Consider the following 11,299-nt stretch of genomic DNA (forward strand, 5'->3'; position numbering starts at 1 on the left):
GAGTGGTAGGGGGCGAGGGATCATGGAGAGCGGCTACAGCATCGGTCAGTTGCGGGGAGCGGTCACCGCCGCGGTTCGCGCGCCGTCCCTGCACAACGTGCAGCCCTGGCGGTTCCGGCTGCGCGACGGCGGGATCGAGGTGCTGGTCGACGCCGCCCGCCGGCTGCCGGCCACCGACCCGAGCGGCTGGGGTGCCCGGGTCGCCTGCGGTGCGGCGCTGTTCAACCTGCGCCTGGCGTTGGCGGTGGCCGGTACGCCGGCGACGGTCCGGCTGCGTCCGTACCCGTCGGAACCGGACGTGGTGGCCCGGCTGCTGCCCGACCTGCCGCGCCGGCCCACCCCCGCAGAGCAGAGCCTGTACGCGGCCATCCCCCGCCGGTTCAGCAACCGTGCCCCGTTCTGGCCCGACCCGGTCCCGGCGGACGCGCGGTGGCGGCTCGGTGAAGCGGCGCGCACCGAGTTCTGCTGGCTGGAGTTGCTGATCGGGGTGAGCGCGGTGAACGCGTTCGCCGAGGTCGCGCAGGGCGCACACCGGGTCCTCGAACGTGATCCGGCATACCGGACGGAGCGCGAGGAATGGGTCCGCGCCACGTACACGCCCGACGGGGTGCCGGTGTCCGCCGGCGGCCCGCAGGCCGAGTCGCAGGACCTGCTTCCGTCCCGCGACTTCGGCGGCCGGTCCCGGCCGCCCGGCCGCGACTTCGAGCCGGAGCCGCTTGTCGCGGTGCTCGGTTCGGCCGGCAACACCGCCATCGACCAGGTGATCGCCGGTCAGGCTCTGCAGCGGGTGCTGCTCACCGCCACCGATGCCGGCCTGTCGGCCTCGATGCTGTCCCAGCCGATCGAGGTCCCCTCGGCCCGGGAACAGCTGCGGATGTCACTGGGGCGCTTCGGCACCCCGCAGATGGTCATGCGGATCGGGTACGGCCAACCCGGCCGAGTCACTCCGCGCCGCCCGGTCGACGAGGTGCTGGACCTGCCCGTACACCAGGGGTAGGCGGGCCTACGCCGACTGGCTGGTGGCGAGCAGTGCGGCCTCCCGCGCCGCCGCGACAGTGGCCGTACCCAGGAATCCGGTCCCGCCCAGCATGAGAAGTCGCATGCCGACCACCTTGCCCTCCGGTGGCCGGCGGCGGGAGCCGGCCCGGGGCGGATCTGCCGAGGGCAGAAGAGGACCGGGGCACGGCAATCACCATTGCCGACCCGCCCGATATCAAATTCAACAATTCCCGGAAGCTTTTCGATAGCCGGTCGCTGGCACCCGGGTGGGCGGTCAGCCGAACTGGGCGGCGCTGTCGCGGATGACGAGTTCGGTGGCCAACTCGACCCGCGGACTCTCCACCTTCTCCCCCTTGGCCAGCCGCAACACCGTACGCGCCGCCAACATCCCCATCTCCACCAACGGCTGCCGCACCGTGGTCAACGGCGGCGAACACCACCGCACCTCAGGCAGATCATCGAACCCCACCACACTCACGTCGTCCGGCACCCGCAACCCCCGCTGCCGCACCGCCTCATACACCCCCAACGCCATCTGATCACTGGACGCGAAAATCGCCGTCGGCGGCTGCGCCAACCCCAACAACCGCACCCCACCGGCAAACCCGGACTCGTGATAGAAGTCCCCGCGACACACCAGTCCCTCGTCGAAACTCAACCCGGCGGCTTCCAACGCCGCCCGGTAACCGTCCATCCGGGCCCGGCTGCACAGCAGTTGTGGCGGCCCGGCGATGAACCCGATCCGCCGATGCCCCAAACCGATCAGATACTCCGTCGCCCGCAGCCCGCCAGCCCAGTTGGTGGCGCCCACCGTCGGCGCGTCCTGGGCCGGGACACCGGCCGGGTCCACGATCACCACGGGAATGTTGAGCCGACGCAGTTCGGCCTGCTGCGGTGCCTCCAGGATGGAGGTCACGAAGATGACCCCCTCCGTGGAGCGGGTCCGGATGTTGTCGAGCCACTGCTTGGCCGAGGAGGTACGGCGGTGGATGGCGGAGACCACAGTGCCCACCCCCGAGGCGTGCGCCACATCCTCCACACCCCGAATGATCTCCACCGACCACGGACTGTCCAGGTCGTTGAAGACCAGATCCACCAACCCCGAACTCGCCCGCATGCTCGGCGGACGACGCCGATAACCATGCCGGGTCAACAACTCCTCCACCCGCTCACGGGTCCGCGGAGCCACATCCGAACGACCATTGATCACCCTGGACACCGTCGGCACCGACACCCCGGCCAGGTCGGCGATCACCGAAATGGTGACCTTGCGGGCTTCTCTGGCGGCCACGACACTCCCCTAGCCAAGGCGACAGCCCGCACGGCGACGAGGGACGGCCGGGACGGGCGACCGGCTGTCCACCTCACCCTAATGCTCGGGATTTTCACTCGCCTACCGGTAGTTGGTGCAGTTCACCACGGTCCGAAGGTCAGCCCGGCGGGGCAGCGGCGCTGTCGCGGATGACGAGTTCGGTGGCCAACTCGATCCGCGGACTCTCCACCTTCTCCCCCTTGGCCAGCCGCAACACCGTACGCGCCGCCAACATCCCCATCTCCACCAACGGCTGCCGCACCGTGGTCAACGGCGGCGAACACCACCGCACCTCAGGCAGATCATCGAACCCCACCACACTCACGTCGTCCGGCACCCGCAACCCCCGCTGCCGCACCGCCTCATACACCCCCAACGCCATCTGATCACTGGACGCGAAAATCGCCGTCGGCGGCTGCGTCAACCCCAACAACCGCACCCCACCGGCAAAACCGGACTCGTGATAGAAGTTGCCGGGTTGGATGAGCCGGTCGTCGATCGGGATGCCGGCCGTCTCCAACGCCGCCCGGTAGCCGTCCATCCGGGCCCGGCTGCACATCAACTGCGGCAGGCCGGCGATGAACCCGATCCGGCGATGCCCCAAACCGATCAGATACTCCGTCGCCCGCAGGCTGCCGGCCCAGTTGGTGGCGCCCACCGTCGGCGCGTCCTGGGCCGGGACACCGGCCGGGTCCACGATCACCACGGGAATGTTGAGCCGACGCAGTTCGGCCTGCTGCGGTGCCTCCAGGATGGAGGTCACGAAGATGACCCCCTCCGTGGAGCGGGTCCGGATGTTGTCGAGCCACTGCTTGGCCGAGGAGGTACGGCGGTGGATGGCGGAGACCACTGTGCCCACCCCCGAGGCGTGCGCCACATCCTCCACACCCCGAATGATCTCCACCGACCACGGACTGTCCAGGTCGTTGAAGACCAGATCCACCAACCCCGAACTCGCCCGCATGCTCGGCGGACGACGCCGATAACCATGCCGGGTCAACAACTCCTCCACCCGCTCACGGGTCCGCGGAGCCACATCCGAACGACCATTGATCACCCTGGACACCGTCGGCACCGACACCCCGGCCAGGCGGGCGATCACCGCAATGGTCACGGTGCGGTTGTCGTTGGCGGCCACGCGGCGACCTCCCTCTCCTCGCACTTGCCTGGACGCCGACTGCGGACCGCGGGAGTCGTGCGTCACTCCTTGCTCCACGCCACGAAGGCAGCCGCAACTTCCGGTACCACGCCGGTATTTTCCAGGTGATGGCCGGGACGTTACGACGCGTTGACGGGCCCGGTCAAGAGGTCTGTCGTGAGCGGACCTCAGCCGATAACGTGAGCAAATCCTGGAGCATCTGGCGGGGAGACTTCCGGAAAACCACCGGGATCAGAGCTTGAAGGAGTCGATGATGTCGACCGAGATCGCGGACCTGACCACCACGCGGACCATTCGCAACCCCGTGCTCACCGGATTCCATCCCGACCCGTCCATCCTGCGCGTCGGCGACGACTACTACCTGGCCACCTCGACCTTCGAGTGGTATCCGGGGGTACGGCTGCACCACTCGAAAGACCTGGTGCACTGGCGGGCCCTGGGCGGCATCGTCACCGAACGCCGCCTGCTCGACCTGCGCGGCTGCGGCGACTCCAACGGGATCTGGGCACCCGACCTCACCTGGCACGGCGGACTGTTCCACCTGGTCTACAGCGACGTGGCCAGCTTCGCCAGCGGCTACTGGGACGCGCAGAACTTCCTCACCACCGCGCCGGCCATCACCGGCCCGTGGTCGGATCCGGTGCGGCTGCACTCGCACGGCTTCGACGCCGCCCTCTTCCACGACGAGGACGGCACCACCTGGCTGCTGGCGATGAGCGCCGACTGGCGACCGGGACGCAACCGCTTCGGCGGCATCGAGATCCAGCAGTACGATCCGGCCCGCCGGCAACTGGTCGGCCAGGCCCGGATCATCTTCTCCGGCACCGAGGCCGGCCTGACCGAGGCACCGCACCTCTACCGCCACGACGGCTGGTACTGGCTGGTCACCGCCGAGGGCGGCACCAGTTGGGAACACCAGGTAACCGTGGCGCGCTCGCGGGAACTGTTCGGGCCGTACCAGGTCGACCCGGCCGGGCCGCTGCTCACCTCGGTCGGCCGACCGGATCTCACCCTGCAGAAGGCCGGCCACGGCAGCCTGGTCCGCACCCCGGGCGGCGACTGGTACCTCGCCCACCTGGTCGGCCGCCCCTACACCCCGCTGGGCAACTGTGTCCTCGGCCGGGAGACCGCGCTCCAGAAGGTCGAGTGGCCGACCGGCGACTGGCCCCGCATCCCCGGCGGCATCCCGGCCGACGAGATCCCCGCCCCGGACCTGCCGCCGCATCCCTGGCCCGACGAACCAGCCACCGACCATTTCGACACGCCCGAGTTGGCCGCGTGCTGGTCGACCCTGCGCCGGCCGGCCACCGACGACTGGGTCGATCTGCGCTCACGCCGGTCGCACCTGCGGATCCACGGTGGCCAGTCACCCATGGGCCGGCAGACGCCGAGCCTGGTGGCGCGGCGGGTGGGCGCGGTGCACTGTGCGCTGGAGACGGTCGTCGAGTTCGACCCGGGCGATCACCGGCAGCTGGCCGGAATCACCGGCTACTACAACACCCAGAACTGGCACTACCTCTACCTGACCCGGGCCGACGACGGCCGGATGGTGCTGGAACTGCTCAGCTGCGACAGTGGCCGCCGTACCGCGTACCCCCACCTCACCGTCGACACCGGCGGCGTCGCTCGGGTCGGTCTGCGGGTGAGCTTCGACGGCCCGGTGCTGCGCTTCGGGTACGACCTGGGCGACGGTTGGCGGCAGCTGCCCGTCGAGTTGGACTCCACCATCCTCTCCGACGAGCACGCCGCACAGATCATCGACGGTGAACCGGCCGCGTGGGGCTTCACCGGCGCGCTGCTCGGCCTCTGGGTGCAGGACATCGGCGGCGACGGCCGCTACGCCGACTTCGACCACGCCACCTACCGCGAAGGAAGGGCCCCCTACTAACGCCTCCGGTAGAGAAAGGGTCCCCTGTTAACACATGCGTCGGGTGGGGCAGCGTCCGCCGCACCCGGCCCCGGCACCGCCAGGTCGCGTAACCGAGACACCCAGCCCGCCACGGGAGGTCGGACCGATGTCGCCCAGCAGCCAGTCCCCGCGGACCCCGCACCCCACCACGGCAGCCGGGCCAGGCCCGGCGGTACGTCCCGTCGAGGCGATCGGCACCGAGCAGGTCGTCTGCCTCACCTTCGACGACGGTCCGCACCCGGTGCACACCCCGCGCCTGCTCGACGTGCTCGCCGCCCACGAGGCGCCTGCCGTCTTCTTCCTCCAGGGCGACCAGGCCGGCAGACATCCCGAACTGGTCCGCCGGATCACCGCCGCCGGGCACCTGCTCGGCAACCACGGCATGCACCACGACGACATGAGCGGCTGGGCCGCCAGCCGGATCGCCTCCGACCTGTTGCAGACCACCGCCGTCATCCGCCAGGCCGTGCCGCACGCACAGGTGCCCTGGTTCCGGGCCCCGTACGGTGCCTGGGGACAGAGCCCACCGGTCGCGACCGCGCTGGGGATGCGGCCGATGGGCTGGCGGCTGGCCGTTGGCGACTGGGACCCGCCCGGCACCGGCGAACTGGTCCGACGCCTCACCGAGGGGGTCGTACCCGGCGCGGTGGTGCTGCTGCACGACGGCGGCGGCGACCGCAGCCAGACCGTCGACGCCGTCGACCACGTCATACCCGCCCTGCGCGCGCAGGGCTGGCGGTTCGTCCTGCCCGACCACCCCGCCAACTAGCCGCAAGGGCCCGCACCGCGGCAACGGCCGCTCGACGGTCGCCAGGCAGTGGCGACCGTCGAGCTTTGCCAGACACCTTCAGGCACCGGCTGCCGCCGTCAGCCCTCGATGCCCTCGTGCGGAGGCACCGTCACCGTACGGGCGCCGGGAGTGCCACCCAGGATGATCTTCCGGTACGAGTTGTTGTTGTTCAGGTTGGACTCCTGCAGCCGCTGGTCCGGGTTGGCGGCCACCTCGATGTAGTACGTGCCGTTGGGCAGGTCGGTGATGTCGAACGACTGGCCCGGCAGGTACTGCGCGTACGTGTCACCGCTGCCGATGTCCAGAACCTGCCGGACCGCCACCGACGTCTGCCGGCCACAGGAGGTGCCCAGGTCGGTGTTGGTGGGACGCCACTTGGCGTACGGCAGGGTCAGGTCGACCGCGTCGGTGTTGGCCAGGCAGAACGCCTCCTTGCCACTGCGTACCGCGATGGTCTTGTCCGCGTTCAGCAGGCGGTACTGGGCGAAGTCGGTGAAGTGCCAGTGGTCGTGTCCGGGGCGCGCGTCCCACTCCATCGTGCCGGCCTGCGCGTACCCGACCTGGGTGCCGTTGGCGTCGTAGAAGTACTGGTACGCGTCCATCAGGTCACTGCCGCTGCCGGTACGCCGGAACCCGTCCACCACCAACGGCGACGTCCCGCCGTTCCACACCGTGGCGTTGAAGGTCACCTGGTCGTGGCCGGTCTCCTCGTCCTGCTCGACACCGATCTGCCAGGCCGGCAGGGACCGCAGATCCGGCCGTGGGCCCTGCGGAGCGGCCTTGGCTCGGACAGCGGGGCGGGCACCCGGCTTGAGGCCGGGAGCGCTGTCGCTCACCGCCTCCCCGTGCGCCACATGCTCGTCATCCCCCGGCGCGCCGAGCACCCGCTGCTTCGAATCGGACGGAAGCTGCTCCGCGGCGCGGCGCCCGCCCTCATCGTCGGACTGGACCGTGACCGACAGGGTCAGCGTGGCCGCCGAGTCCGGGATGTTGAGCAGCTTCCGGTACTGCGGATTGATGCTCACCTCGGCCGTGTACGACCCGTCCGCCACGTTCACCGGCCCGGACCACCAGTTGCTGGTCGCGGCGCTCCACCCGGCCTGGATGCCCCAGACACCGCCGAGGACGAACGGGTTCCAGGCGCATTCGGTGGGATACGGCGTCGAGTCCGGCGCGTCCACCCGGGTCCGGGTGGAACCCCAGTCGTTCGGGCAGAAGTTCTCGTCCCGCTCCACCACCGTACGCCCGGCCGAGTCGATCAGCTTGAGATGCGTGAAGTCGGCCAGGCCGGTGAAGTCCTTGACCATGCCGGCCGGCAGCAGCACCGCCCGCTGCTTACCTCCCGCCCCCCGGACCAGCTGAAAGGCGTCGATCGGCTTGCTGTACGCGCTCCGCTTCACCCGGAACTCCAGCGGATCCTTGCCGGCGACCAGGTGCGTGCCCAGGTCGAGATACACCCCCTCCTCGCCGGCCCATCGCTCGGCGGTGACCGAGGTGGTGGCCGCGATGAACTGCGCCTGAGCCTCCGGGGCCGCCACCGGAGCGGCGGTACCGGCCCCGGTGCCGAGCACCAGCGCGCCGACGGTCAGCACCGCGAAGGCGGGCAGCCTGCGGAGCTGTCGGTGTCCTACATCCATGAAGTCTCCTCTGAGGACGTCTGCGAGGCTGAGGGTGCCGGTCCGCCGTATCGCCCTCGGTGCCGCAGGCAACCGGTTACCGTCTTCGCACCGTCTCCTCTGATGGATGGATTCGGATCGGGGGGAATCAATCGTGGGGAACGAATCGACAATGCCGCGCGACGACGATCCGGCGTACGCGCCAAAGTTGTTGCGGCTGTTGCCCGTCTTCTCCTGCACCCACAACGGGGTACGTCGAACGGTCGCGCCGCTGCCCGAACGGGTGCTGTCCTACCTGGCGGTGGCGTACCCCACCTGGGTGTCCCGGGACGCGGTGATCGAGGCGTGTCAGCTCGACGGGACAGGTGATCCGCGGGCCCGGCTGCGGCAGATCTGCTGGCTGCTGCGTTCGCGGCTCGGCTTCGATCCGATCGTCGGCGACCGCCAGCGGATCGGCATCTCGCCCACCTGCCGGGTCGATCATCACGCGGCGCAGCAGTGGTGCCAGTTGCTGCTGGACCAGGGGTACGCCGAGCCAGTCGTGCGAGCGGTGCCGAACTGGTTGGTGCCCGCCCTGAGCCACCCGCTGCTGGTCGACTGGAGCTGGGATGACGCCTGGCTACAGCCGGTGCAGTCACGCTGGGACGTGCTGCGCCGGGAAACCATGGACCGACTCTCCGGCAGCCTGCTCGCCTCCGGCCGGCACCAACAGGCGCTGATCTGCGCGCACGCCCTCATCCAGCAGGATCCGCTGCGGGAAACCGCCTGGGAGGTCCTCATCGAGGCCCTGATCCGCAGCGGCCAACGGGGCGAGGCGCGGGCCCAGTTCGACCGGCTGACCAGCATGCTCAGCGCCGAACTCGGCGTGGACCCGAGCGACAGCGCCCACCGGTTGATCGCCGACCTGTACCGCTGACGAAGGTCGTACGCGACACCTGACCTTGGTGTGGGGTCGGAGGGTGTCGACGTGACTACCATCGGCCGCCATGACAGTGGTACGACGCATGACGGTGTGTGTGCTGATCCTGGCGGCCGGCGGCACAGCGGTGGCGCTGCTGGCCCCGGCCGGGTGGGGTTCACCTGCGGTGATCATGGTGACGGACGGTCACTCCGCCCGGACCTACCAGGAGGTCGTCGCCGCCGTCGCCGACACGCCGGGTTGGCTGAGCGCTCTCGCCGCCCACCTGCCCGCGCTGGGCCTGCTGGTCCTGTTGCTGTTGTTGGCGTGGACGGGCTGGACCGGCTGGCGGCAGCACACCCCGCGCGGGGTCGGTGCGTTGCTCGTCCTGGCCGGCACCGTGCTGGCCTACGGCCTCAGTGAGGCGCTGAAACTCGTCGTCGACCAGGGTCGACCCTGCCGGGCGTTCGGCGAACTCACCATCTGGGAGCACTGCCCGCCGGTCGGAGACTTGTCGTTTCCGAGCAACCATTCGACGGTTGCCGGCGCCCTGGCCACCGGCCTGGTGCTGCTCGCACCGCGACTCGCCCTGGTGGCCGTGCCGACCGCCGTTGTGGTGGCGGCCATGCGGGTCGTCGCCGGCGTGCATTATCCGCATGATGTTCTCGCGGGGCTGCTGCTCGGCGCGACCATCACCGCCGCGCTGCTCGTGGCGCTGGCACCACGAAACCGAACGGATGGTGGGCGATACTGGGTTTGAACCAGTGACCTCTTCCGTGTCAAGGAAGCGCGCTCCCACTGCGCCAATCGCCCGTGGGGACCGCCGGCACCCGAGAGTGCGAGCAAGCCGCGAGCGGACGACGGGATTCGAACCCGCGACCCTCACCTTGGCAAGGTGATGCGCTACCAGCTGCGCTACGTCCGCGTGCCCCCGCGTGCGGCGGGGACGTCGGCAACTCTACCCGATGACAAGATCGGCCGATCCGCCACCCCGCCGACGGACGTGATTGCGCCGGTCACCGCCGGGGTACAGATCCTCCCCGACAGCAGCACCACACCCCTGGAAAAAGGAGGCTGTCGTGGGTATCGGCACCAGTGTTTTCCTGCTCGCGCTCGGGGCGATCCTCGCCTTCGCGGTCAACGCGAGCATCGGTGGCCTCGACCTGGACGTGGTCGGTTGGATTCTGATGGCAGCCGGCCTGCTCGGCCTGATCATGACCACCCTCGTCTGGGGACGCCGCCGCCAGGTGGTCGCCACCACCGAGGAGCCGGTGGAGTACCGCCGGGTCGAGGAGCGGCGGGACGTCGCGCCGCCGCTGTGACGCCGGTGGTCGCCGGCCGCCGGAAAGCCGGAATCAACAGCGTGAGAGCCCGTACCGGATCCGGTACGGGCTCTCACGTCATGATCCAACTGGTGGGCGATACTGGGTTTGAACCAGTGACCTCTTCCGTGTCAAGGAAGCGCGCTCCCACTGCGCCAATCGCCCTTGTTCTCGAACGAGGTGGGGACGGGATTTGAACCCGCGTACACGGCTTTGCAGGCCGTTGCCTCGCCTCTCGGCCACCCCACCGAGGTTGCCCCCGTCACGCGTGGCGGCAGCTCCGAGCGGACGACGGGATTCGAACCCGCGACCCTCACCTTGGCAAGGTGATGCGCTACCAGCTGCGCTACGTCCGCGTGTCTCCGGTTGTTCCCGGTGACGGATGAGAACTCTAGCCGAGCGACGGAGGGTTGCCAAATCGACTTCCGCCCCGGCGCGTCCGAAACCACCCTCCGTAGGGCTTCCTAGGAGACTGGACCACTAGCTTCGGGTCCGCTGCGACCGCAGCCAGCACGCTTCACCCCGAAGCAGAATCGCCAGGTGGGGCAAGTGTCCGGCTTCCGACTCAGCAAGCCGGATCAACGGGGCTTTGGTGACGCGCCGTGTCCGGTTGAATGGGCTACGGTGACGGGCGTGACGAGACGTGCGGCCGAGATCCGCCTGGATGCCCTGCTGCGCACCGCATGTGACGTGATCGTGCAGCGCGGGTTGGCCAACACCCGCACGGCGGACGTGGCACAGGCCGCCGGCGTGAGCCAGGCGCTGGTCTTCTACCACTTCGCCACCAAGGAACGCCTGCTCGCCCAGGCATTCGCGTACGCCGTGGAGCAGGACCTGGCCCGGCTCGACGCGGTAACCCGGTCCAACGCACCGCCGCTGACGAAGTTGCGACGCATGCTGCGGCTCTACACCCCGGCCGGGCGCCCGATGTCCTGGTCCATGTGGATCGACGGATGGGCCGAGTCGCTGCGTACGCCCGATCTGGAGAAGGTCTCCCGCAAGCTGGACCTGCGCTGGCGGCAGGACCTGACCACGGTGATCAGCGACGGGGTCCGCGAGGGTGTCTTCGAGTGCCCGGACCCGGCCGGCGCGGCCTGGCGGATCAACGCCGTGATGGACGGCCTGGCGGTCCAGCTCGCGGTGCACGAGCGGGTCATCTCCCGCCGGCAACTCACCGAGTGGGTCCGCCTGGTGACCGCCCGCGAACTGGCCCTGGACCCCACCCAACTCGACTGACCGCACCCCCACCCCTCCGGCGAAGAGGTAGGGGTGGGGGCGCCACAGGGATGAGGGG

Annotated in this window: 10 protein-coding genes and 5 tRNA genes; 7 read left to right on the top strand and 8 right to left on the bottom strand. The window is 69.7% G+C overall.

Going from position 1 to position 11,299, the window contains the following annotated elements; genetic code table 11:
* Nucleotides 1–22 precede the first annotated feature (22 nt).
* Nucleotides 23–997 (top strand): Acg family FMN-binding oxidoreductase, encoded by a 975-nt coding sequence (locus C1I93_RS23125; RefSeq protein WP_111245400.1) that lies wholly within the window; start codon nucleotides 23–25, stop codon nucleotides 995–997.
* Nucleotides 998–1,273: 276 nt separating this feature from the next.
* Here the strand turns inward: C1I93_RS23125 and C1I93_RS23130 are convergent, their stop codons facing one another.
* Both C1I93_RS23130 and C1I93_RS23135 read right to left on the bottom strand, forming a co-directional pair.
* Entirely contained in the window at nucleotides 1,274–2,290 is a 1,017-nt protein-coding gene (locus C1I93_RS23130) for a LacI family DNA-binding transcriptional regulator (RefSeq protein WP_111245401.1), read from the bottom strand.
* 139 nt (nucleotides 2,291–2,429) lie between these two features.
* A complete protein-coding gene (locus tag C1I93_RS23135) occupies nucleotides 2,430–3,449 on the bottom strand; it encodes a LacI family DNA-binding transcriptional regulator (protein WP_111245402.1) in 1,020 nt (339 codons plus the stop codon).
* Between the two features lie 274 nt (nucleotides 3,450–3,723).
* Between C1I93_RS23135 and C1I93_RS23140 the strand changes: the two genes are divergently transcribed.
* Both C1I93_RS23140 and C1I93_RS23145 read left to right on the top strand, forming a co-directional pair.
* Nucleotides 3,724–5,358, top strand: a complete 1,635-nt coding sequence (locus C1I93_RS23140) for a glycoside hydrolase family 43 protein (protein WP_111245403.1) — start codon at nucleotides 3,724–3,726, stop codon at nucleotides 5,356–5,358.
* Between the two features lie 127 nt (nucleotides 5,359–5,485).
* The gene (locus C1I93_RS23145) at nucleotides 5,486–6,148 is read left to right on the top strand and encodes a polysaccharide deacetylase family protein (protein WP_111245404.1); all 663 of its coding nucleotides are present in this window, start codon (nucleotides 5,486–5,488) and stop codon (nucleotides 6,146–6,148) included.
* Nucleotides 6,149–6,246: 98 nt separating this feature from the next.
* Here the strand turns inward: C1I93_RS23145 and C1I93_RS23150 are convergent, their stop codons facing one another.
* Complete coding sequence (locus C1I93_RS23150) at nucleotides 6,247–7,806, bottom strand: lysyl oxidase family protein (RefSeq protein ID WP_111245405.1); 1,560 nt, start codon at nucleotides 7,804–7,806, stop codon at nucleotides 6,247–6,249.
* Nucleotides 7,807–7,939: 133 nt separating this feature from the next.
* On the opposite strand from C1I93_RS23150, the gene C1I93_RS23155 reads away from it, so the two are divergent.
* Both C1I93_RS23155 and C1I93_RS23160 read left to right on the top strand, forming a co-directional pair.
* Nucleotides 7,940–8,701, top strand: a complete 762-nt coding sequence (locus C1I93_RS23155; protein WP_181445294.1) for an AfsR/SARP family transcriptional regulator — start codon at nucleotides 7,940–7,942, stop codon at nucleotides 8,699–8,701.
* Nucleotides 8,702–8,771: 70 nt separating this feature from the next.
* Entirely contained in the window at nucleotides 8,772–9,443 is a 672-nt protein-coding gene (locus C1I93_RS23160) for a phosphatase PAP2 family protein (RefSeq protein ID WP_223256612.1), read from the top strand.
* On the opposite strand, the gene C1I93_RS23165 is transcribed toward C1I93_RS23160, so the two are convergent.
* A tRNA-Val gene (locus C1I93_RS23165) sits at nucleotides 9,422–9,496 on the bottom strand. The genes C1I93_RS23160 and C1I93_RS23165 overlap by 22 nt on opposite strands.
* A gap of 39 nt (nucleotides 9,497–9,535) precedes the next feature.
* Nucleotides 9,536–9,608: transfer RNA gene (locus C1I93_RS23170), tRNA-Gly, on the bottom strand.
* Nucleotides 9,609–9,762: 154 nt separating this feature from the next.
* Between C1I93_RS23170 and C1I93_RS23175 the strand changes: the two genes are divergently transcribed.
* Nucleotides 9,763–10,005, top strand: coding sequence for a DUF6458 family protein (locus C1I93_RS23175; RefSeq protein ID WP_111245407.1), 243 nt, complete (start codon nucleotides 9,763–9,765; stop codon nucleotides 10,003–10,005).
* 90 nt (nucleotides 10,006–10,095) lie between these two features.
* On the opposite strand, the gene C1I93_RS23180 is transcribed toward C1I93_RS23175, so the two are convergent.
* From C1I93_RS23180 to C1I93_RS23190, 3 genes are all read right to left on the bottom strand, one after another.
* Nucleotides 10,096–10,170, bottom strand: a tRNA-Val gene (locus tag C1I93_RS23180).
* 13 nt (nucleotides 10,171–10,183) lie between these two features.
* A tRNA-Cys gene (locus C1I93_RS23185) sits at nucleotides 10,184–10,254 on the bottom strand.
* A 34-nt stretch (nucleotides 10,255–10,288) separates the two neighbouring features.
* Nucleotides 10,289–10,361: transfer RNA gene (locus C1I93_RS23190), tRNA-Gly, on the bottom strand.
* 277 nt (nucleotides 10,362–10,638) lie between these two features.
* On the opposite strand from C1I93_RS23190, the gene C1I93_RS23195 reads away from it, so the two are divergent.
* Complete coding sequence (locus C1I93_RS23195) at nucleotides 10,639–11,241, top strand: TetR/AcrR family transcriptional regulator (protein WP_111245408.1); 603 nt, start codon at nucleotides 10,639–10,641, stop codon at nucleotides 11,239–11,241.
* Nucleotides 11,242–11,299: the final 58 nt, after the last annotated feature.

This window comes from Micromonospora endophytica, from assembly GCF_003236305.1.
Classification (GTDB): domain Bacteria; phylum Actinomycetota; class Actinomycetes; order Mycobacteriales; family Micromonosporaceae; genus Micromonospora; species Micromonospora endophytica.